Genomic DNA, 20806 nt, shown 5'->3' on the forward strand with positions numbered 1-20806 from the left:
TTTACCATTGAATTTAAAAATGAAAACTATGAAACGATCAATCAAGACTTTTATTCTTTCCTTGTTATTGGTAATTGGCTTTGGGCCACTTGCATCTCAAGCACAGCACTCTGAAGCAGAAGCTTCGGAAGGTGCTGCAGCACAGTCAGTCGTTGGTGTAGCCGCCAGCAATGCTGATTTTTCCACCCTGGTAACGGCAGTTCAGGCTGCTGAATTGGTGGAAACTCTTGACGGTGAGGGTCCATTTACAGTTTTTGCACCGACCAATGAAGCCTTTGGAAAATTACCAGAAGGTACGTTGGAAACTCTTGTGCAACCCGAAAACAAAGATCAGTTAACTTCCATTTTAACCTATCACGTGATTGCCGGGGAGTACGATGCGGCTGCAGTGTTGGAAGCTATTCAAACGGCAGGCGGTTCCTTTACCGTAGAAACTGTTCAGGGCGGCATGCTAACCATAAGTGCGCAGGATGGAAATGTGATACTTACCGACGGTCAGGGCAACACCTCTAAAGTAATTATGACAGATGTTCCGGCTTCCAACGGGGTAATCCATGTAATAGACACCGTAGTATTACCGTAACAGTTAAAGAATATTGATATAAGAAACCACCTGTAAAGGTGGTTTTTTTATGCTACCACGGCACGATGAGGTTTGAGTCGGTCCCGTATTTGTTTCAGATGCGCCTCCGAGATAACAAGCGTGGCTATGGCGTGATCTTCGCTCATCATTTTATGCCCGGACTCCCATTCTGAAAGAGCTTCCATCCGGCAGTAGTCCTTGAGGTGGATCTCATGGTGTTTTGCGGTGTCAAAGGCGGAGGGCCCATAAAAGTCCCAGATGAACTTAATGCGTCTCATGATGTACGGTTACCCCTTTCTCGGCAAAATTTTTAAAGTCTTTCATATAGTCCCTGCTCTGCTTTTTAAAGGCAGACGGCATCAGGAACCCCATGACCTTCATATAGATATTGGTAAACCGGAACTCGGATTCCGATTTCCATAGGGTGCCGTTTTCTGTGGGGATAAAATAGTTTCTTTGAAAGTTCAGTACCCCGTTGGTTTGATAATCCAGGTGCAATTCCCTGGGCTGATCTACCTTGGTAATGGTTTCGGTCAGGGTCATCTTTCTCTTTCCGATCTGGTATTTCAATTTGCTTTTACAGCCTTTTTTTCCAGGTACCCCGTCCAAATGGGAAACACAGATTAACCCTTTTTGCCAGTGCTTCAGGTTCTCCGGATCCATCAATAACTCAAGAACTTCTTCTGTGGGGCGCTCAATTTCTATTGATAATTCATACTTCATAGTGGGGGATGTTAGGAGGAATTCCATGTCAAGGTACAAAAATCAGGCATACCTTCCCATAGGTATTTTATTTTCAGGGGTATGTAATCTTGCTTAATTTGCCTTAATTTTTAAATTTGCGCGACAAGATCCGTGATATGAAAAGAATTTGGAATTATTTTCCAGTATTGTTAGCCCTTTTGGCTTTATTTTCCTGTACCTATCTTAAAAAGGTAGAGGAGGATGACGCGGTGGCACGCGTAGGGGAGCAGTATTTACTTCGGGATGATTTGGAAGGCGTCTTAAATGGCAATATAAGCGCTGAAGACAGCCTGGTTGTGGTAAACAATTACATCAACGAGTGGGCCAAGGATCAGCTTCTGTTTGAAAGGGCCAGGATCAATATATCTGAAGTAAAACAGGCAGAATTCGAAGAACTGGTATCTCAGTATCGCGCCGACCTTTATATAAATGCCTATAAGGAAGCTCTGGTAAATAAGGGAATGGATACGGTGGTGAGTCAGGCCGAACTGGTTGCCTATTACGAGGCGAATAAACATAATTTTCGCCTGAATGAAGACCTTATGAAGTTGCGCTATATCAGTATCCCGAAAGATTTTAACGGGTTGGATGAAGTGAAAAAGGCTTTTGAAGAGTTTAAGGATGAAGATATTGCACTGCTGAGAAACAAAGCCTTAAAATTCAGATTTTACACCTTCGATGATTCCACCTGGGTAAGGGGATCAGAGGTGGTGAAAAAGATTCCGGTGTTAACCCCTGATAATAAGGATGAATATTTAAAAAAATCACAATTTTTTGAGCTTTCCGATTCTTTAGGGGTATATTTGGTAGCCGTAAAAGATGTGCTCAAACGTACCGAAACTCCCCCTTTGGATTATGTGGAACCTACCATTAAGAAGATCCTTCTTAACAAGCGTAAACTCGAATATATAAGAACATTGGAACAGGAGCTTCTCGACGAAGCGACCCGGGACAAGGAGTTTGAAATTTTAAAATAACTGTAAACAGGCACCTTTGGGTGTAGCGTAAAGATAATTAGATGAAGAAATTTTGTATTGCTGCCGGTCTGGTCATATGTATGAATACTTTTGGATTTTCCCAGGATTCTCTTGCTCAGGCAGAGTTTACTGAAGTAGCTGTATCTTCTGATACTACCAGGGTGGTTAAGGAACGCAAGAAGATAGACGGAGTGGCCGCCGTAGTAGGGGATTTTGTGATCCTTGAATCGGATATTGATAAGCAGTATATCGATATGGAGCTTCAGGGGGTGGATGTAAAGAGTATTGCCCGTTGCGAAGTACTGGGGAACCAGATGGAAAATAAGCTCTATACCCACCAGGCCATTCAGGATAGTGTGGTGGTGGCCGATTCTGAGGTGAACTCTTATGTGGATAACCAGGTGTCGCAGCTTTCGGGACAGCTGGGAAGTATGGAGAAGGTACTGAAGTTCTACAATAAGGATTCGGAAAAGGACCTTCGCGATGAACTTTTTGAAATCATTAAAAATGCCCAGCTTTCGATGCGGATGCAGGGTAAGGTGGTAGAAGAGGTTGAGATCACCCCTGAAGAAGTTCGGGAGTGGTACGATGGCCTTCCTTCAGAAGACCGTCCTTATTTCGGGGACGAAGTGGAAATAGCACAGATCATTAAGCAGCCGGAGCCTTCTGAAGAAGAAGTGCAGAAGGTGATCGACAGGTTAAAGAGTATTAAAAGGGATGTGGAAGAGAACGGAAGCAGTTTTGCCATCAAGCAGACCCTGTACTCGGAAGATCCGGGCAAGGTTCAAAATGGTGGGGTATATTCCATTAAGAAGAGTTCTCCTTTTGTACAGGAGTTCAAGGATGTGGCCTTTTCGCTTAAGCAGGGAGCGATCTCTGATCCCTTTAAGACCCAGTTCGGATACCACATTATTTACCTGGAGAAGGTGAGGGGGCAGGAGCGCGATGTAAGGCATATCCTGTTGATGCCGGAGGTGTCTGATGACGATCTTCAGGAGGCCAGGGAAGAACTGGAGGAGATCCGTCAGAAGATCATTGACGGGGAATTTACTTTTGAAGAAGCAGCAAGAAATTTTTCAGACCAGAAAGAGACCAAATTTGACGGTGGGGTGCTCAGAAATCCTAAAGATATGAGTACACGCTTCGAACTCACCAAAATGGATCCCGTGCTGTACAGCCAGGTAAGTCCGCTGGAAGGCAATACCATTTCCAGACCTATTCTCGGGGAGACTGACAACGGAGGTTCTTATTATAAGATCATCAAAGTAAACAAACGGTTTAAGGCGCACCAGGCCGATTACATCCAGGATTATGTAAAAATCAAGGAATTGGCCCTGAAAGAAAAGCAGTTAAATCAAATAAAGGAATGGATGGACGAAAAGATAAAAGATACGTATATTAGCGTAAGTCCATCGTACCAGGCTTGTGACTTTAGCAATAACTGGTTGAAAAAGTAAATTCCCTATGTCTGATGTAGTCGCTGCTAAGCATCTCGTTGAAAAACACCAAGCTTTAAAAAAGGAGATCGCCCGTGTAATTATCGGGCAGGAAAAGGTGATCGATGAGATTCTGTTGGCGATTTATTCCGGAGGACATGCCTTGTTGATTGGAGTGCCCGGGTTGGCAAAAACACTTATGGTAAACACCATTGCCAAGGCCCTGGGGCTTGAATTCAAAAGAATTCAGTTTACCCCGGACCTAATGCCCAGTGATATTCTCGGAAGTGAAATTCTTGACCGTGACCGGCAGTTCCAGTTCATAAAAGGACCGGTATTCGCCAATATCATCCTGGCAGACGAGATCAACCGTACCCCACCCAAAACACAATCGGCCCTGCTGGAAGCCATGCAGGAACGCGCGGTAACCGTAGCAGGAAGGCACTACACCCTGGATCTTCCCTACTTCGTGCTGGCTACTCAAAACCCGATCGAACAGGAAGGTACCTATCCTTTGCCCGAAGCCCAGTTAGATCGCTTCATGTTCGCTATTGAGCTGGATTACCCCTCATACGAGGAAGAGGTGGAGGTGGTTAAGGCCACTACTGCCGATAAGCAATATCGGGTAAATGCCCTTTTCAGTGCAGAGGAGATCGTCGAGATCCAGCATCTGGTGCGCCGTATCCCGGTGCCTGATAACGTGGTGGAATACGCCGTGAACCTGGTGGGGAAAACCCGTCCGAATTCGGAAAAAGCTCCGGAAGTGGTGCGAAATTATGTGGACTGGGGAGCCGGACCCAGAGCTTCTCAAAACCTTATTCTTGCCGCCAAGGCTATGGCATTGATTAAAGGAAAATACGCTCCCGATATCGAAGAGGTCAAACAGGTGGCCCTTGGTATTCTCAGGCATCGGGTATTGAAAAACTACAAGGCTGATGCTGAAGGCATCTCTGTAGAGCAAATCATCGCTTCTCTTTTGTGATTGCGATCCCCTCGATTTTTAGGAATTTGTTACTTCGTGCTCTTCTAAATTGATAACTTTTAAATTATCGGAAGCATTCTTATAAGAATCTTGAAGAGTGTTTAATGTTTTCTCAAATCCTTTAAAAATCCTTCTGTTTTTTGTAATTTCGCAACACTTTTGAATTTTATAAAAATCAATTTATGGCTTTTGATATTGATATGATTAAAAAGGTATATGCTTCCATGCCGGAGCGTGTTGATAAAGCACGTGCTCTTACCGGGAAGCCGTTGACCTTGTCAGAAAAAATATTGTACTCACACCTTTGGGATGGGAATCCTGATAAAGTGTATACAAGAGGGAAGGATTATGTAGAGTTTTCTCCGGACAGGATTGCCTGCCAGGATGCTACTGCGCAAATGGCCCTGTTGCAGTTCATGCACGCAGGAAAGCCTAAAGTGGCAGTACCCACTACCGTACACTGCGACCACCTTATCCAGGCAAAAACAGGAGCAGAAGCCGATTTAAAACGCGCCAATGAAACCAGTAATGAGGTGTTTGATTTCCTCGAGTCTGTTTCCAATAAATATGGGATCGGATTCTGGAAGCCCGGAGCAGGGATCATTCACCAGGTAGTTCTTGAAAATTATGCGTTTCCCGGAGGAATGATGATCGGAACCGATTCGCATACGGTGAATGCCGGAGGACTCGGGATGGTTGCCATCGGGGTAGGTGGTGCTGACGCCGTGGATGTGATGGCCGGAATGCCCTGGGAGCTGAAGTTTCCGAAACTTATCGGGGTTAAACTTACCGGGAAGCTTTCCGGATGGACTGCGCCTAAAGACGTGATCCTTAAGGTGGCAGGTATCCTAACTGTAAAAGGTGGTACCGGAGCTATCGTGGAATATTTCGGAGAAGGAGCAACTTCGATGTCTTGTACCGGGAAAGGTACCATTTGTAACATGGGAGCTGAAGTAGGAGCTACGACTTCCACCTTCGGATATGACGAGTCTATGGATCGTTACCTGCGTTCAACAGGAAGAGCAGATGTGGCAGATGCTGCAAATGAGGTGAAAGAATACCTGACTGCCGACCCTGAAGTATATGCCAACCCGGAACAGTATTTCGATCAGGTGATCGAGATCAACCTGGATGAGCTGGAGCCACATCTAAACGGACCATTTACTCCGGACCTGGCCACGCCGATCTCCAAGATGGGAGAGGCTGCCAAGGAGAATGACTGGCCACTTAAAGTAGAGTACGGTCTGATCGGTTCCTGTACAAACTCTTCTTATGAGGATATTTCCAGAGCTGCCTCCCTTGCCAAGCAGGTAGCAGATAAAAAACTAAAAACAAAATCGAACTTTACCATTACTCCGGGGTCTGAGCAGGTGCGCTATACCATCGAGAGAGACGGGTTTATCGATACCTTTAACAATATTGGGGCTACGGTTTTCGCTAACGCCTGCGGACCCTGTATCGGGATGTGGGATCGTTACGGCGGGAACGCTGCCGATCAGGAAAGAAATACTATCGTACACTCCTTTAACCGTAACTTTGCCAAGCGTGCAGACGGAAACCCGAATACCCTGGCCTTTGTGGGATCGCCTGAGTTGGTTACTGCCATTGCCATTGCCGGCCGACTGGATTTTAACCCGGTTACAGACACTCTGATCAACGAAGATGGGGAAGAAGTGAAACTGGACGAGCCAAGAGGTTACGAATTGCCGCCGGAAGGCTTTGCAGTGGAAGACGCCGGTTATGTTGCTCCTGCAGAAGATGGAAGCGATGTATCGGTTGTGGTTGCTGATGATTCAGAACGACTCCAGCTTCTGGCGCCGTTCAAGCCATGGGATGGTAAGAATATTACCGGAGCCAAACTGCTTATCAAGGCAGAAGGAAAATGTACCACCGACCACATTTCCATGGCAGGTCCATGGCTGAGGTTCCGTGGTCACCTGGATAACATTGCTAATAATACCCTTATCGGTGCTGTAAACGCATTTAACGGAAAGACCAACCTGGTAAAAAATCAGCTTACCGGAGAATACGGTGGAGTGCCGGATACGCAAAGGGAATACAAGGCTAAGGATATTCCAACCATCGTTGTGGGAGACCATAATTACGGGGAGGGATCGTCAAGGGAGCACGCTGCCATGCAGCCACGTCACCTTGGTGTAAGAGCCGTACTGGTGAAGTCATTCGCCAGGATTCACGAGACCAACCTGAAGAAACAGGGAATGCTCGCGCTTACCTTTGCTAATGAAAATGATTACGATAAGATCCAGGAAGACGATACCTTTAACTTTATCGACCTGGAGTCTTTCGCGCCTGATACTCCGCTTACCCTGGAGATCGTTCATGCAGACGGAAGTAAGGATGCCATTAAGGTAAACCATTCTTATAACGATGGACAGATTGCCTGGTTTAAAGCGGGATCTGCACTGAACCTGATCAAAAGACAGAATGCATAATTTGCGATCTGTTGCTTCATTACAATAAAAAAAGCTCCCCGAACGGGGAGCTTTTTTTGTAAGATACCATGGCTAAGCCCAACCTATGCATTAGTATCCAACCAAGAAAAAGACTCAGGATAAATACGATCTGGTATTTGAGGGAATGAAGATGGCCTTTTGGGGGCAGGGGCAGGAGCAAATGCTGAGGAACTGGAAGGGTGTTTTGATCTTTTGAATTCCATGACCATAACCCGGAATGCTTCCTGACCGGGAGTTGGTAATATGAGTTACATAGTGGCTGTTGGAAAAAGTGTATTTTCGCGGAAACGGAAATACATTTTTACCTTATGGTTAAACTTGATAAAAAGAAGCTTTATAATCTGATATTTCTCGTGGTTTTCGGGGTGTTGTTCTTTACCCCTTTGGGAACCCCGGTAAAGGTATTTATTCACAGACTGGTGGCTTTTTCTCCTGCTGTGGAGTCGGCCGATGAACGGGAGATCCTGGATGATTACGAATGGATCCTTGAGGATATGAATGGAGAACGGGCGTATTTCGGGGACCTGAAGGGGCAGGTTGTCGTTATTAATTTCTGGGCCACCTGGTGTCCGCCATGTATAGCGGAAATGCCGTCGTTTCAGGAGTTATACAGCGACTATGGCGATCGGGTACATTTCCTGTTCGTAAGCCAGGAAGAGCATCAGAAGCTCAGGGACTTTCTCGTGAAAAGAGGGTATGATATTCCGGTATACCATCCGCTGAGCAAAATACCGGAGCAGTTATACTCTCAGAGTATTCCGGCTACCTATATTATTGACCGCGAAGGGGGTATTCGGGTGTCTAAGGTAGGAGTGGCCGACTGGAACTCGGCAAAGGTGAGGGACCTGTTGGAAGCGTTGACCGGATCTTAGATTCGGAGGGATTTTACAGTCCTTCACACTGTGGGATTTATAAAAAAGGTCACAGTGCATTGAGCGCTGTGACCTTTTTTATAGAAGGTTTTAAGACTGCTTTCGCCCTTAAAACGGATTATTTTCTTTTAAAGTATTTCAGTGGAGGGAGTAACATTCCGAAACATTCTCCGTCTCCTTTCCCAATGTGCTTGTGGTGCATTTTATGAGCCCTTCGGATGCCCCTGGAGTACCAGTTGTTGGCATTTCTGAACATCTTAAATCTTTGATGAATAAAAATGTCGTGCACCAGGAAATAGGCTGCACCATAGGCCATGATACCAAATCCTATCGGCCAGCCATACCAGAAGTCGGTCCTGGCCCCTAGAAGAAAGAATCCCATACTTACTACAGCATAGAAAATGAAAAATGCATCGTTGCGTTCAAACCAGGAGTCGTGGTCTTTCTTATGGTGGTCTTTATGAAGTACCCATAGAAAACCGTGCATGATGTATTTATGGGTAAACCACGCCATAAACTCCATAAAAAAGAAGGTGGCCAGAAATATTAAGATCCAGAGTAAAACTTGCATAGCGGATATGTTTTATAAAATGTTTAACCGGTAATTTACATAAGAGCGTGCCAACAATCCAAACTTCTGGTAGTTGGGGACGCGTATTCTGCGATTCTTGATTTCCAGGGGAGGTGTGCTTTTTAGCTTTTGAAGGAGTTTGATGTAATATTTATAAGCGGTATAAACTCCAAACTTTGCTTCTACAGGCAGGGCAGAAATACCCTCGAACCCTTTCCTGAAATCTTCCTCTATTTCCCTTACAATTCGGGTCTTGCTCTCCTCGTCGAGCTGATCAAAATTTGTATTGGGGAAGTAGGTACGATCCAGTTCGTCATAGTCGGCTTTCAGATCGCGCAGGAAATTCACCTTTTGGAAAGCAGAACCCAAAGCCATGGCGGCGTCTTTAAGTTGATGGTATTGCTCTTTATCGGCCTTAACGAATACCTGCAGGCACATCAGGCCTACCACATCGGCAGAACCGTAAATGTATTCCCTGTATTCCTCTTCTGTCCGGTAAATTTTCTTGGACAGGTCAAGGCGCATGCTTTTCATAAAGGCGTCGATGAGCGCCTTGTCGATATCGTATTTGTGAACCGTATGCTGAAAGGAATTCAGGATCGGGTTTAAACTGATCCTGTTCTCTAAAGCGTGTTCCAGATCGCTTTCAAAACGATCGAAAAGCTCCTCCTTTTTATAATCGTGGAAACTGTCTACGATCTCATCTGCGAAACGGACGAATCCGTAAATATTATAGATGTCCTTCCTGATGGATGGAGCAAGCATCTTTACAGCCAGCGAAAAGGAGGTGCTGTAAGAGGTGGTGACCAGCTTGCTGCAGCTGTAGGAAACATGATCAAAAATAGCTTTCATTACTTAAAGGTGTTTTTGTATTAGTTGGGCTACAAGTTTTCCCGAAATTAAAGAGGGAGGTACCCCCGGTCCGGGAACGGTTAATTGTCCTGTAAAGTAAAGGTTGTTCACTTTTTTACTTTTCAGCTTAGGTCTCAGAAAGGCCGTTTGCAATAGCGTATTGGCCATTCCGTAAGCATTTCCTTTATAGGAATTGTATTGTTCTGTAAAATCATTAACACAGAAGCTCTCTTTAAATATAACATTATTTTTAACACGTTGATTTGTAATGCGTTCAAACCGGGTCATGATAATGTCGAAATATCGCTCCCGCATTTGGGGCGTATCTTCCAGTCCCGGAGCAAGGGGAATCAGGAAAATCCCGGCTTCTTTCCCTTCCGGAGCGGCACTGGCGTCTGTTTTTGAAGGAAAGCTGGCATAGAACAAAGGTTCTTCCGGCCATCTGGGATCATCGTATATGGCCTGGGCATGCTCTTCAAAATCCACGTCAAAAAACAAGGTGTGATGGGCTACATGCTCCAGTTTTTTGTCGAAACCCACATAAAACAGGAGGGAAGACGGAGCAAAGGTCCGGGTCTTCCAGTACTTTTCACTGTAGGCGCGGTCTTTTTCTTCCAACAGGCTTTCAGAATGGTGGTAATCTGCGCCGCTTAATACGATATCGGCATTAATAACAGTGCCATTAACCTCGATTCCATTAGCAGTACCCTTTTCCACTAAGATCTTTTCTGCAGCGGCATTGGTGTGGATATGCACACCAAGTTCCCTTGCCAGGGCTGCGATGCCTTCAATAACACTGTACATCCCGTTTTCAGGATGCCAGGTGCCAAGGCCAAAATCGGCATAGTTCATAAAATTGTAAAAGGCAGGGGTGTCTGAGGGCTTGGCGCCCAGAAAAAGTACCGGGAATTCGAGGATCTGTACCAGTCGTTTATTTTTAAACTCCTTTCTGACGTCCCTTTTAATATTGCTGAAAAAAGCTCCCAGCTTCGTCACAGTTTTAGGAGTGACCAGTTCCAGAGGGGAAACCCCGGGATTGTACACCAGGTCTTTGATAGCGATATCGTAGTTTTCTTCTGCCTTGCCAATGAATGACCGCAGTTTTTTGGCGCTCCCTTTTTCTTCGGCCTCGAAGGCCTCGCAGATGCGCTCCAGGGAATCTGCTATGGAGATGTAGTCGCTTTCTCCAAAGTATACGTTGTAGGCAGGATTTAGTTTGATCAGGTGGTAATAATCGGAGGGTTTTTTATTGAAGTCTGCGAAGAAGCGTTCGAAAACGTCAGGCATCCAGTACCAGGTGGGACCGATGTCGAAGGTGAATCCGTCTCTCTGCAATTGACGGGCGCGTCCCCCGATTTGATTGTTTTTCTCATATATATGAACCTCATGTCCTTCTTTTGCAAGATAACATGACGCGGCTAAAGAAGAAAAACCGGATCCTATAATAATAATTTTCTTATTCATGCTTAAGTGGGTTGGTGAGGGAGGTGTGGGGAAGGTTAAAGAGCGTCTATAACCTCTTCTATGGATTGGAAAGACTGGACGCCGTGCTTGGGGTCAGAGAAACTCTCTTTGACCTGTTGCCCCAGAATCCACAATTCACTGTTCTGGTCCTTGTTTACCAGTTTATGGTAGCTGGAGATATACTTTTCGATTTCTTCGGCTGGGGGAGCAACGGTGAAATAGGAAAGATATGTTAAATTATCGTAGTAGCGCTGAATATCGGTCAGGCTTTCCAGGGGTATGGTTTGTCCGAGATAAATAGCCCTGTACCCTCTTAGAACGATCTCGTAGTTGAGGTATAACAACCCGATCTCGTGGATTTCATTGTCGGGCAGGAATAACACAAAGGTTCGGTCTGTTTTTGTAGGCTCAGACATTTGTAACTTTTCAATGTTCAGCAGGATCTTTTGCTTGATCAGCGCAGTTACAAAATGTTCGTGGGCCGGAGAAATAGTTTCTGTCTGCCAAAGCAGCCCGAGTTCGTTCAGCAAGGGTAAAAAAACTTCGTGGAAAATTTCCCGAAAAGACCGGTCTCCCAGGAGACTGTTGTAGGTGTTGAGAAAGAGGGTCTGGTCAAAATTGATCATTGCCAGTTTAAAGGCGTTGATCGCTTTGTTCTTAATGCTGTTTTCCGAGACGATCTCCCGGACGATAATGGGTAGATTTTCTTCAGGAATTTCTGCTATCTTGGAGATCTTGTACCCGTTGTTATAAAGTAGAGTAATGTTCAGTAGCTTTTGAAGGCTTTTCAGGGAGTAGTAGCGAATGTTCGTATCTGTTCGGTTCGGACTTAACAGGTTATAGCGTTTCTCCCAAATACGAATCGTGTGTGCCTTGATCCCTGAAAGGTTTTCAAGGTCCTTAATACTGAAATTAACTTTTACGTTGTTCATCAATTTATTCGAAACTTTAAACAAAAATAGCAAAATTGGGCATTAAATCAAGAAAAGGAAAATATAAATTTCTCACAAAAAATTCGATTCTGCAGTTTTCCTTAGCTTTCCTGCCGAACCCCCTTCTTTTAATTGCAAAAAAATGAGGATATTTGCGCCAGTTTTTGAAGTAGAAGTATTCGACTAAATTTTTTGAACAGCATGGAGAAGATTTTAGTTACCGGAGCTGGCGGACAGCTCGGTACCGAATTAACCGAAGCACTGGCCGGGCGTTACGGAACATCAGCGATCATTGCATCGGATATTAATGAAAAGGCAGCAAGCAGGTTTGATTGTACTTTTGAGGTATTAAATGTTCTTGATAAGGACAAAATGGCTGCCCTGATCGACAAGCATGAGGTGACCCAGGTGTATCATCTCGCTGCGATCTTATCGGCTGCCGGAGAGAAGAATCCGTTGTTTACCTGGGACCTGAACATGAAGAGTTTGTTGAATGTTCTGGAACTGGCAAGGGAAAAAAATCTTAACAAGATATATTGGCCTTCGTCTATTGCTGTTTTTGGGCCTCATACCAGGGCTGTAGATACCCCTCAATACTGCGTGATGGATCCCACAACGGTTTACGGCATCTCCAAGCTTGCCGGAGAGCGCTGGTGTGAGTATTACAATAAGATTTACGGGGTGGATGTGAGAAGTTTAAGGTATCCCGGACTGATCAGCTATAAGGCTGCTCCGGGAGGTGGAACCACCGATTATGCCGTTGAGATCTATCATTCGGCCTTAAAAGGCGAGACCTTTAATTGTTTTCTGAAGGCAGATACCCATCTGCCGATGATGTATATGCCCGATGCGATCAAGGCCACCATAGACCTCATGGAAGCTCCTGCAGAAAGTATTTCTGTACGGTCATCTTATAATGTGGGAGCCCTGAGCTTTACTCCGGAGGAGATATACAACAGTATTAAAAAATTTCATCCTGATTTTAAAATTGCCTATTCGCCGGATTTCAGGCAAAATATAGCGGCCAGCTGGCCAGACAGTATAGATGATAGTGTGGCCCGTGAAGATTGGAACTGGAAGCCTGAATTTGATCTGGATGCCATGACGAAGGATATTCTGGAAAATCTTGTAGTGGAAAAATAACAGGGTTTAAAAAGTACTTGATAGCAAGGGAGGTCAGTTTTGACCTCCTTTTTTTGATTCTGGTCGTGGTATTCAGTACTTTTATACCTATGCGTATGAATCGGATTTTCAGTAGTTTACCCCTGGTGTTGTTGATGTTTCTTTTTCTTTTTTCCTGCCGTGAAGACAGTAGAAAGGATCATGCGGGAGCAGGGCAGGAGGTGTCTGAGAAGACCGGGGATGCGGTGGACACAGAACCGGATGTTAGCAGGTATGACCCCGCAACGAGCGATACGGTGCTTGCAGGTCGTATATCGGAAAAGCTTCGGGAGCTGTTCCGGGAAGATCTTGAAGTAATGACGGAGTTTGATCGCCGCTATCAATTCTATAAGGTGAATCTGGATACGGATGCGTCCGGGGAGGTGCTGATTCGTTTTCTTTCTCCTTATTTCTGCGGAAGCGGAGGGTGTACCCTCCTGGCTCTTGATAACGACCTTTCCCTGATCACCAGGTTTACGGTAACCAGGCCTCCGATCTTTGTCGAGCAGCGGCTGGAAAATAACTGGAAGGTGCTTATGGTGCGCAGTGGTGGCCAGTGGAAGGCCCTGGTGAATACCGGGGATGGATACCCGGGTAACCCTACCGTACTCCCGCCGGCACCTTATGACGCACCCAGCGGGAATGCAGAGGTGGTCTTTGGAGATATGAAATCCAGCCTCCCGGCAATGACCTATTCGTTCTAGAAATACTACGATCTTGATCCGTAAAAGGAAAGAATGTGAATGGCGAAGGGTTGAAATTGTAAAGGAGCGAAGGAGTGAAGGAGTGAAGGAGTGAAGGAGTAAAATAGTAAAAATGTAAAATTGCTAAGCTTATAGCGATTCAATCATCTATAATTTATCATCAATAATCTACAATTCCCTACCTCGTACCTCCGTACCCCTGCCTACCTGGCGGTACGGCAGGCAGACTCGTACCTCCGTAACCCGTAACACAACTAACAGACTGCTTCGCCCCGGGGCTCGCAATTAAAGCAGGTGAGCTAATAGGTGAATAGGTGAATAGGTAAATAGGTGAATAGGTGAATAGGTGAGTAGGTGAGTAGGTGAATAGGTGAATAGGTGAGTAGGTGAATTGGCAAAAGGAGTAAAATAGTAAAAATGTAAAATTGCTAAGCTTATAGCGATTCAATCATTTATAATTTATCATCTATAATCTATAATTCCTTACCTCGTACCTCCGTACCCCTGCCTACCTGGCGGTACGGCAGGCAGACTCGTACCTCCGTAACCCGTAACACAACTAACAGACTGCTTCGCCCCGGGGCTCGTAATTAAAGCAGGTGAGCTAATAGGTGAATAGGTGAATAGGCGGATAGGTGAATAGGTGAGTAGGTGAGTAGGTGAATAGGTGAGTAGGTGAATTGGCAAAGGAGTAAAACAGTGAAAATGTAAAGTTGCTAAGCTTATAGCGATTCAACCATTTATAATTTATAATCTATAATTCCTTACCTCGTACCTACTTACCTCTGTACCTAGTTACTGTCACTCATCATCACGCGTCACTCGTCACTCGTCACCAGAAAAAAGATTACCTCGCTTCGCTCGGTGATCAGCAGGGTGGCTGTACCCAAAATCCCGGGGCTGCTCCCGCAGCCTGCCGAATTTTTTTATTCATCCCCTTACACCAGCGAGCTGGTGACGGTTCTAAACAAAAAAATCCCGATTACCTTACGGTAACCGGGATTTTGTGCTCACGAGAAGATTCGAACTTGTTAATAACCATTAATATTGTTTATAACTCCATCTTTGTAAATGCCCTGTTTTACAATGGATTGCTTACCTTAGTTATAAGGGTAAATTATAATAGAGGCTAAAAAAATTGTCACCTATTTTGTCACCTTACTGTAGCCTTTGAAATTAAAGAGGTAATTTATTTATCATGACTCATACATTTTACTTAAAAAATAAGCATGCAGATAAGTCTCTGATTTATTTTTCTTGCTACTTCAAAGAGGAGGGAAAGAAGTTCGTGTATTCTACCGGTGAAAAGATTGCTCCCGATCACTGGAGTTTTGATGAGAATAGACCAAAGCTAAAAGGATCGAAAAAGGATTCCAATGCAATAACTATAAAAAATCAATTGGGGAGGTATTCTGATGCCTTCGAGGAAAAATTGTATCAATGCAAATCTACCAGGGAAATAATCACTTCAAAGACTCTAAAAGAACATTTCAATGAAACTTTCAAAAAAGCACCCACAAAGAAGGATTTGTTTTTTATGGCCTACGAAGAGTTCATGGTTGAGAAACGCATGCTTAAGCAATGGAAATCTGCTACAGAGAAGCGCTATAAGAATGTCAGGAATATACTTAAAGGATTCATGGCGGTACGTGGATACAACATCACCTTTAGCACGATTAACAAACGATTTTATGCGGAGTTTACGGATTACTGTTATAGTGACCTCAACCATGCTTCAAATACCTTCTCAAGAAATGTTGGCTATCTTGTAACCTTCATGCATTGGGCGGTGAAAAGTCGATATACCTACAACCAGGCATTCTTAGATTTCGAACGGCCAAAGATTGTGGAAACCAAACAGGAGGTGCTTACCCTGGAACAGGTGGAGGAGATTTTTCAATTCAATTGCAAGACTAAGAAATTAGAGCACGCAAAGGACTTGTTTGTATTTCAATGTCTAACCGGGCTTAGGTATAGTGAGCTTAGGTTGGTGAATAAACGGGTTGTGAAGGGGCGCCAGTTGGAGATTAAGGAAGATAAGAACACGGATAAACCGGAACGGAAAATTCCACTCTCGCCTATATGTCTCTACATATTAAAGAAATATGACTATAAACTTCCGGTGATCTCAAACCAGAAACAGAACGAATATATAAAAGACTTTTTGGAAGAAGCAGAATACAATCATGAGGTGGAATACAGTAGGGTAAAGAACACAGAGAAGGAAACAAAGGTTGATTTTTTCCATAACCGAATCTCAACCCATACGGCCCGTCGGACGTTCGCAACTATAATGAGAAACAAGGGAGTACCGGATAAGACCATAATGGAAATGACCGGACATAAAGACTACAAGACTTTTAATATTTACCATAAAGTTGACGATAAGGCCAGGGCAGCAGCCATAGAAAAGGTCTTTGGTTCAATGGAGTTACCTAAACTAAGAAAAGCCTAATCCTCTATGAATGTAAAGTCCCCAGTTAATAAAGTGAGGGCCCAACTCTTACTGATCGAAAATTATCTTGATTTGGATATGGAATCCGGAATGCGTACGGACCTGATCTTTTTTAAAGGTAGGCTTGGTAAGTTTTTGGATTATGAGGAGCTCGAGCATTATCTTACAACTAACACCATATCTAACTTAAATTTCATTTCTGACCTTAGAATCAAATGTGAAAGAATCATTGATAAATGGAACAATAATGTTTTTGACCTCTCGATTGCGGTCCGGGAACTCCCACTTACTGAGGATAAAGTTATTGTTATAAACCGGGTAGGCGGAACCCGGGTTTTAAATCAAAAGGAGCAATGTCGTTGCTTCGAGTTGTATAATCATCGCCCCTATTATAAAGATTTTGATTCGGAGGAGGATCAAAGTAAATTCTTTCAAAACCAGCCGATAGAATATTTAACCATGGAACAGGTGCTTCAAAAGGTTCAAAATATCTATGATTGTATTATCACTGCCTTCCCTAAAATGAAAAATTCTTCACGTGTGAACTCGCCGGTAATAAAGGAAGCTACCCACTTTTCAGATCTTTTCTGCTCTAAACAGAAGTTTGAAGAGGTAATTGGTCGATTAATTGAAAATAATGGGTTGGTAAAACAAACAACCGGCGCATATAAAGTCACCATTCCTGGAGAAGGCCTTTCTGATATACAGCAGACATGTATCTTTATTATACATTTGATTGATCGTGGCATATTAAACTCCGCTTCCCGGTTAAAAATTTCACAACTTGCCTCTACTTTTTTTGATGTAGAAATTAATGTACACTCCTTTGGTAATTATTACAGAGACTACAAGGGCAATACAATTGGCGGGGACGTGAAGGATGAAAAATTTGGTAGGTATATCAGTAATTTGCTTTCGTTTAATATAAGATAACAATTCTAATTCTTCTATATTTTACACCTATAGATATAGTAGAGAAAACTTCTCATGCTCCCTTATACTTTAGATGATAAATAATAATTTTTATCATATGAACCGTATCATACATGTAGAGGAAGTAACAAAAGAAGAACTCCTGGAATCTTTTGAAGTATTACTTGAGCAGAAGCTCCAGGAGCATTTAAAGGCTCCTGAAACGCTCCTTTCCATTCAAGAGGCGGCCAAACGGTTAGGTGTAACTCAATTAACTGTCCGCAACTACATTAAAAAGGGTTGCCTGCCAGCCGTCAGGATCGGGGCCCGGCGCATTTTCATAAAACAGTCTGACCTTGACAAGGCCTTAAAGGAGGTGAAATCATTGAAGTACAAACGCGATCTGTAATATTCAGAAAATGGGTGGTGTGCAGAACCGGAATGCAAGTTTAGGTCTGAAATGGGATTATTATTACTTCCCGGTCGAATTATTAAAAGGATACTTTACTGACATTAAGTTGGGTATCCGCCGAATAGTATACTTCAGCTGTTATTATAAGCTATATAGCAGCGCTGGCGCCCTTAGAATAGTTAATGCATCAGAGTTTAATGAGGAACTTAGCAAATTACTTGGGTGTAAGATAAGTAGCCCTGAGGCGGAATTGTTGGAGGCACGCAACCTTTTTCTGAGTTATAGCTCAAATGGCCCGATGATCAGTGTAAAGCGTGAAACGGTTGCAGGAATGCTTTCATATCATAGTGAATTTGAACAGATCTGTTTTGTGGCGTTCTTAGGAATAAGAAGTATCCTTCAGAAAAATAAATACAAGAAAATTACATGGTCATATTTGTTCAGTAGAATGTCAGGAGAGCGGCGGACAGTGAGTTTTGATCAATGGCACCCGGTAATAAAAAAGTATGCAACAAGACATTACAAAAGAAGAATCCAAGAGTACTTAAGGGACAATTGGCATTTAGTAATCCCAGGAGCAATAGAGGATGTTACAGAAACAGGAGAAAGAAAGAAGATCAGAATAAGCGGGTTTTATGTTGGTATTAGTATTAGTCTGAAGGAATTAATTTTAATTATACTGAAGAATCACCGCGCTGCCAATGAAAAAAGGAAACAGAGAAAGTTACGCAAAATTGAGGCTAACGACGAGGCAATAAAATGGCTAAACTCGAGGCGCCACGGTAACAAAGAAATCACATAAAATCTACATCTATAATAGTATAGTATAACAGTATTACATAACTGTATGAATAATAAAAAAAAGAAAAAAACCTTAAAAAAGCAAAAGACCGGAACTTCTGAAGGGAGCGATCATGTTAAAGTAAGGTGATGTAACAATCAAAAAGACCCCCCTACCCCCAAAATTTTCAGATTTGGATCAAGTGCCATTCCCAGAAGAAAATTTTTTCAATTTTAAAATTAACTATCAATCATTTAAACCAATAATTATGCCTTTTACAAGTAAAACAGCCAAGGCGGCCGGCGCCAAATCCTCCCGTAAGGGTGTACCTAATAAAACTACCGATGAGGTGCGGGAAGCCTTTAAAAACCTCATAGCATCAAAAATACCGGACCTGGATCGCTGGCTCGAAGAAGTGGCAAAGAAGAATCCGGAAAGAGCCCTGGAGATCATTGTGAAATTTTCAGATTTTATTGTTCCCAAACTGCAACGCATTGATACCACCAATCAGCATATAGTCGAAGATTTGGGGTCACTTTCCCTGCCGGAGATTAATGCCAGAATTGCGGAATTGAAGAAGAAGCTTTTTGAGGATGACTAAATAGGAAAACCCAAAAAAAGCCACGGCTTTCACGTATAGCACTTGTATTCAGGTGATTACGGTTTAATTGTAAATTTTGTTAAACCCAGAATAACCCAAGTTTTTTTGGTGGAAATTAGTCGGAGTGTTTGTTCGAAATTTTAAGGAAGGTAGAGACTTGTAGATATTGTTGGTATGGGCTTAATATCTTTTCGTAAGTGTTATTTTGCCTAATTGTGTGGGAAGCTCCATTTTATATACTCCAACGTGCTCATAATTATCTCTGACTGTTTCTATTATTTGATGAATAAAATCTGGCTCAGAGTGGTACCCCATAATTATATTTCTTAATGCTTTTTTATTAAATTTTAATTTACCTGTAGTATCTTTTACAAGTCTTACCTCCTTTTCATATTCCCAGGCTTTACCTTTTCTGAAAAATATTTTACCCATATCCGAGATGTTGGTTAATGGCGAAAATTCTAGGGAATCCAATTCTTCCTCATAATGCACGGGCCCTAACACAGAGAAAAAATCTTTATCGGCACTACTGTCAAATTGTATACATACTCCTTGGTTATTATTGGCATAACTTGCCCATAAAGGCAAATTCATATAATGCTTAGAAAAGCATGCAATGCCAAACTCAAGAATAAATTCTTTTATTTTTTCATGAGCAAGCTCTTGTAGCATGTCAAGATTAAATTTTGTGTCAAATTGTTTTTTTAAGGTTGGTTCCGATATCCTTTCGGAGACTAATTGGTGCAAAATTTTGGTGGCATCAGGATTACGGGTTAGGTAAACTAAATCATGGCTTGAATCAAAAGGATCATTTAATGAGTCCCTATCAGGAAAAAAGATATAGTTATTTGCGATCTCATCTAAAGTTCTTTCCGTATTCTGGCGATACCGGAATATATAAGGAGGGCCAGTTAAATTTATTTCTTCGTTCATAAAAATGATAATACGGTGAAGCTATGAAGTGTTCTGATTTGTGGATCGAGCCGCGCGTGGGCCATTACCTCTGGCCGGGCTCGAGCCACTGTGTTACCAGGTTCATTTTAGTTAGGATTTTAAATATAGGTAAATAGTCGAAACTTGTAAGAACCAAGCCATGGCTTATAGCCATTGTTAGCCAACGTTTGTTTTTTTTGAATACAATTCATTCGCTATTTTCACTGCAATTTCTTGATACTCCATGGGATTCTTTATTATTTCTTCCAGTTTATGAGTAGGATAGTTTGAATATCGTTCATACAGATTATAGTACCTTGATTTATCCAATTTGCATACCATCGGTTTCCCTGTTATTGTTCTTCTTGGAATTAGTAAGGGAACTAAGCTGTATTTGTATAAGGTGTTCTTAACGATTGGATACTCAAAAATTAAGTCATGGACAAAAGTAGAAAGGTAATATTGAGAGCCGTCTTTTAGTTGTATATACCAATAACCAAAATCTGACCATGGAGTGGATCGTCTAGCACCCAAATTGTATTTGGCATCGGAAAAATTTTTATAATAAATACCTAAATGATAGACGCTTGTATTAATGTCTTCAAATTGAAATGATTTTACTTTGCCATTTTGGTTTATCGTTAAGGTTTGGGTTTCATAGTTGATTTTAAATCTAGTTTTATTATTTACCAGAAAGTAATTTAAGGTCAAAATTAATAATGGGAGGGTAATCATTATTGTTACTATTAATGCAAATACAATGAAATTAACCCCAAGAGTTTTATGCTCGAGATCAAACTTATGTATGTATCCAATCATTAGTAACCCTATTGCGTAGTTAAATACGAATGCATTAATCGGATCTAAAAGCTTTGAATGTTTGTATGTAAATGATTGTGTTCTCAAATGTTGGCTAACGGTCAGGCTATGGCTCGTGGCGGTCGTTTTTAATGCTGTGTC

21 protein-coding genes are annotated in these 20806 nt (G+C 42.8%); 13 read left to right on the forward strand and 8 right to left on the reverse strand.

Annotated elements, in window-relative coordinates; genetic code table 11:
- Nucleotides 1-28: 28 nt before the first annotated feature.
- The gene (locus tag K7R11_RS06265; RefSeq protein ID WP_224489541.1) at nucleotides 29-583 is read left to right on the forward strand and encodes a fasciclin domain-containing protein; all 555 of its coding nucleotides are present in this window, start codon (nucleotides 29-31) and stop codon (nucleotides 581-583) included.
- A gap of 47 nt (nucleotides 584-630) precedes the next feature.
- Here K7R11_RS06265 and K7R11_RS06270 read toward each other — a convergent pair whose 3' ends face one another.
- The gene (locus K7R11_RS06270) at nucleotides 631-861 is read right to left on the reverse strand and encodes a hypothetical protein (protein WP_224489542.1); all 231 of its coding nucleotides are present in this window, start codon (nucleotides 859-861) and stop codon (nucleotides 631-633) included.
- Entirely contained in the window at nucleotides 848-1306 is a 459-nt protein-coding gene (locus tag K7R11_RS06275) for an SRPBCC family protein (RefSeq protein WP_224489543.1), read from the reverse strand. The genes K7R11_RS06270 and K7R11_RS06275 overlap by 14 nt, the downstream gene beginning before the upstream one ends.
- Before the next feature lie 137 nt (nucleotides 1307-1443).
- On the opposite strand from K7R11_RS06275, the gene K7R11_RS06280 reads away from it, so the two are divergent.
- From K7R11_RS06280 to K7R11_RS06300, 5 genes are all read left to right on the forward strand, one after another.
- Nucleotides 1444-2304, forward strand: a complete 861-nt coding sequence (locus tag K7R11_RS06280; protein WP_224489544.1) for a peptidyl-prolyl cis-trans isomerase — start codon at nucleotides 1444-1446, stop codon at nucleotides 2302-2304.
- A 41-nt stretch (nucleotides 2305-2345) separates the two neighbouring features.
- On the forward strand, nucleotides 2346-3761 hold the full coding sequence (locus K7R11_RS06285; RefSeq protein WP_224489545.1) for a peptidylprolyl isomerase: 1416 nt from the start codon (nucleotides 2346-2348) through the stop codon (nucleotides 3759-3761).
- Nucleotides 3762-3768: 7 nt separating this feature from the next.
- On the forward strand, nucleotides 3769-4722 hold the full coding sequence (locus K7R11_RS06290) for an AAA family ATPase (protein WP_224489547.1): 954 nt from the start codon (nucleotides 3769-3771) through the stop codon (nucleotides 4720-4722).
- A 182-nt stretch (nucleotides 4723-4904) separates the two neighbouring features.
- Entirely contained in the window at nucleotides 4905-7175 is a 2271-nt protein-coding gene (locus K7R11_RS06295; protein WP_224489549.1) for an aconitate hydratase, read from the forward strand.
- A gap of 329 nt (nucleotides 7176-7504) precedes the next feature.
- Nucleotides 7505-8068, forward strand: a complete 564-nt coding sequence (locus tag K7R11_RS06300; protein WP_224489552.1) for a TlpA family protein disulfide reductase — start codon at nucleotides 7505-7507, stop codon at nucleotides 8066-8068.
- 118 nt (nucleotides 8069-8186) lie between these two features.
- On the opposite strand, the gene K7R11_RS06305 is transcribed toward K7R11_RS06300, so the two are convergent.
- The 4 genes from K7R11_RS06305 to K7R11_RS06320 are packed head-to-tail and all read right to left on the reverse strand — an operon-like array spanning nucleotide 8187 to nucleotide 11887.
- Nucleotides 8187-8639 (reverse strand): sterol desaturase family protein, encoded by a 453-nt coding sequence (locus tag K7R11_RS06305; RefSeq protein WP_224489553.1) that lies wholly within the window; start codon nucleotides 8637-8639, stop codon nucleotides 8187-8189.
- Between the two features lie 12 nt (nucleotides 8640-8651).
- Nucleotides 8652-9491 carry a phytoene/squalene synthase family protein gene (locus K7R11_RS06310; protein WP_224489554.1) on the reverse strand — a complete coding sequence of 280 codons (840 nt, stop codon included), beginning with the start codon at nucleotides 9489-9491 and terminating at the stop codon, nucleotides 8652-8654.
- Nucleotides 9492-9494: 3 nt separating this feature from the next.
- The gene (locus K7R11_RS06315; protein WP_224489555.1) at nucleotides 9495-10955 is read right to left on the reverse strand and encodes a phytoene desaturase family protein; all 1461 of its coding nucleotides are present in this window, start codon (nucleotides 10953-10955) and stop codon (nucleotides 9495-9497) included.
- A 35-nt stretch (nucleotides 10956-10990) separates the two neighbouring features.
- Nucleotides 10991-11887: a MerR family transcriptional regulator gene (locus K7R11_RS06320; protein ID WP_224489556.1), complete on the reverse strand. Its 897-nt coding sequence runs from the start codon at nucleotides 11885-11887 to the stop codon at nucleotides 10991-10993.
- Nucleotides 11888-12088: 201 nt separating this feature from the next.
- Between K7R11_RS06320 and K7R11_RS06325 the strand changes: the two genes are divergently transcribed.
- The 7 genes from K7R11_RS06325 to K7R11_RS06355 all read left to right on the forward strand — a co-directional run bounded on the left by K7R11_RS06325 (nucleotide 12089) and on the right by K7R11_RS06355 (nucleotide 18913).
- The gene (locus K7R11_RS06325) at nucleotides 12089-13030 is read left to right on the forward strand and encodes an NAD-dependent epimerase/dehydratase family protein (RefSeq protein ID WP_224489557.1); all 942 of its coding nucleotides are present in this window, start codon (nucleotides 12089-12091) and stop codon (nucleotides 13028-13030) included.
- 95 nt (nucleotides 13031-13125) lie between these two features.
- The gene (locus K7R11_RS06330) at nucleotides 13126-13752 is read left to right on the forward strand and encodes a hypothetical protein (protein WP_224489559.1); all 627 of its coding nucleotides are present in this window, start codon (nucleotides 13126-13128) and stop codon (nucleotides 13750-13752) included.
- Between the two features lie 1198 nt (nucleotides 13753-14950).
- A complete protein-coding gene (locus K7R11_RS06335) occupies nucleotides 14951-16207 on the forward strand; it encodes a tyrosine-type recombinase/integrase (protein ID WP_224489560.1) in 1257 nt (418 codons plus the stop codon).
- A 6-nt stretch (nucleotides 16208-16213) separates the two neighbouring features.
- Nucleotides 16214-17140 carry a hypothetical protein gene (locus K7R11_RS06340; RefSeq protein ID WP_224489561.1) on the forward strand — a complete coding sequence of 309 codons (927 nt, stop codon included), beginning with the start codon at nucleotides 16214-16216 and terminating at the stop codon, nucleotides 17138-17140.
- A gap of 97 nt (nucleotides 17141-17237) precedes the next feature.
- The gene (locus K7R11_RS06345) at nucleotides 17238-17528 is read left to right on the forward strand and encodes a helix-turn-helix transcriptional regulator (RefSeq protein WP_224489562.1); all 291 of its coding nucleotides are present in this window, start codon (nucleotides 17238-17240) and stop codon (nucleotides 17526-17528) included.
- Between the two features lie 10 nt (nucleotides 17529-17538).
- The gene (locus tag K7R11_RS06350) at nucleotides 17539-18333 is read left to right on the forward strand and encodes a hypothetical protein (RefSeq protein WP_224489563.1); all 795 of its coding nucleotides are present in this window, start codon (nucleotides 17539-17541) and stop codon (nucleotides 18331-18333) included.
- A 247-nt stretch (nucleotides 18334-18580) separates the two neighbouring features.
- The gene (locus K7R11_RS06355) at nucleotides 18581-18913 is read left to right on the forward strand and encodes a hypothetical protein (RefSeq protein WP_224489564.1); all 333 of its coding nucleotides are present in this window, start codon (nucleotides 18581-18583) and stop codon (nucleotides 18911-18913) included.
- Between the two features lie 180 nt (nucleotides 18914-19093).
- Here the strand turns inward: K7R11_RS06355 and K7R11_RS06360 are convergent, their stop codons facing one another.
- Both K7R11_RS06360 and K7R11_RS06365 read right to left on the reverse strand, forming a co-directional pair.
- Nucleotides 19094-19846 carry a DUF2971 domain-containing protein gene (locus tag K7R11_RS06360; protein WP_224489567.1) on the reverse strand — a complete coding sequence of 251 codons (753 nt, stop codon included), beginning with the start codon at nucleotides 19844-19846 and terminating at the stop codon, nucleotides 19094-19096.
- 177 nt (nucleotides 19847-20023) lie between these two features.
- On the reverse strand, nucleotides 20024-20752 hold the full coding sequence (locus K7R11_RS06365) for a hypothetical protein (RefSeq protein ID WP_224489569.1): 729 nt from the start codon (nucleotides 20750-20752) through the stop codon (nucleotides 20024-20026).
- Between the last annotated feature and the right edge of the window lie 54 nt (nucleotides 20753-20806).

The organism is Robertkochia flava (genome assembly GCF_020166515.1).
GTDB lineage: Bacteria > Bacteroidota > Bacteroidia > Flavobacteriales > Flavobacteriaceae > Robertkochia > Robertkochia flava.

What these genes read in the sequence shown, in the direction of transcription:
- K7R11_RS06265 (WP_224489541.1), top strand. Translation starts at nt 29, where the DNA reads ATGAAACGATCAATCAAGACTTTTATTCTTTCCTTGTTATTGGTAATT.
- K7R11_RS06270 (WP_224489542.1), bottom strand. Translation starts at nt 861, where the DNA reads ATGAGACGCATTAAGTTCATCTGGGACTTTTATGGGCCCTCCGCCTTT.
- K7R11_RS06275 (WP_224489543.1), bottom strand. Translation starts at nt 1,306, where the DNA reads ATGAAGTATGAATTATCAATAGAAATTGAGCGCCCCACAGAAGAAGTT.
- K7R11_RS06280 (WP_224489544.1), top strand. Translation starts at nt 1,444, where the DNA reads ATGAAAAGAATTTGGAATTATTTTCCAGTATTGTTAGCCCTTTTGGCT.
- K7R11_RS06285 (WP_224489545.1), top strand. Translation starts at nt 2,346, where the DNA reads ATGAAGAAATTTTGTATTGCTGCCGGTCTGGTCATATGTATGAATACT.
- K7R11_RS06290 (WP_224489547.1), top strand. Translation starts at nt 3,769, where the DNA reads ATGTCTGATGTAGTCGCTGCTAAGCATCTCGTTGAAAAACACCAAGCT.
- K7R11_RS06295 (WP_224489549.1), top strand. Translation starts at nt 4,905, where the DNA reads ATGGCTTTTGATATTGATATGATTAAAAAGGTATATGCTTCCATGCCG.
- K7R11_RS06300 (WP_224489552.1), top strand. Translation starts at nt 7,505, where the DNA reads ATGGTTAAACTTGATAAAAAGAAGCTTTATAATCTGATATTTCTCGTG.
- K7R11_RS06305 (WP_224489553.1), bottom strand. Translation starts at nt 8,639, where the DNA reads ATGCAAGTTTTACTCTGGATCTTAATATTTCTGGCCACCTTCTTTTTT.
- K7R11_RS06310 (WP_224489554.1), bottom strand. Translation starts at nt 9,491, where the DNA reads ATGAAAGCTATTTTTGATCATGTTTCCTACAGCTGCAGCAAGCTGGTC.
- K7R11_RS06315 (WP_224489555.1), bottom strand. Translation starts at nt 10,955, where the DNA reads ATGAATAAGAAAATTATTATTATAGGATCCGGTTTTTCTTCTTTAGCC.
- K7R11_RS06320 (WP_224489556.1), bottom strand. Translation starts at nt 11,887, where the DNA reads ATGAACAACGTAAAAGTTAATTTCAGTATTAAGGACCTTGAAAACCTT.
- K7R11_RS06325 (WP_224489557.1), top strand. Translation starts at nt 12,089, where the DNA reads ATGGAGAAGATTTTAGTTACCGGAGCTGGCGGACAGCTCGGTACCGAA.
- K7R11_RS06330 (WP_224489559.1), top strand. Translation starts at nt 13,126, where the DNA reads ATGAATCGGATTTTCAGTAGTTTACCCCTGGTGTTGTTGATGTTTCTT.
- K7R11_RS06335 (WP_224489560.1), top strand. Translation starts at nt 14,951, where the DNA reads ATGACTCATACATTTTACTTAAAAAATAAGCATGCAGATAAGTCTCTG.
- K7R11_RS06340 (WP_224489561.1), top strand. Translation starts at nt 16,214, where the DNA reads ATGAATGTAAAGTCCCCAGTTAATAAAGTGAGGGCCCAACTCTTACTG.
- K7R11_RS06345 (WP_224489562.1), top strand. Translation starts at nt 17,238, where the DNA reads ATGAACCGTATCATACATGTAGAGGAAGTAACAAAAGAAGAACTCCTG.
- K7R11_RS06350 (WP_224489563.1), top strand. Translation starts at nt 17,539, where the DNA reads ATGGGTGGTGTGCAGAACCGGAATGCAAGTTTAGGTCTGAAATGGGAT.
- K7R11_RS06355 (WP_224489564.1), top strand. Translation starts at nt 18,581, where the DNA reads ATGCCTTTTACAAGTAAAACAGCCAAGGCGGCCGGCGCCAAATCCTCC.
- K7R11_RS06360 (WP_224489567.1), bottom strand. Translation starts at nt 19,846, where the DNA reads ATGAACGAAGAAATAAATTTAACTGGCCCTCCTTATATATTCCGGTAT.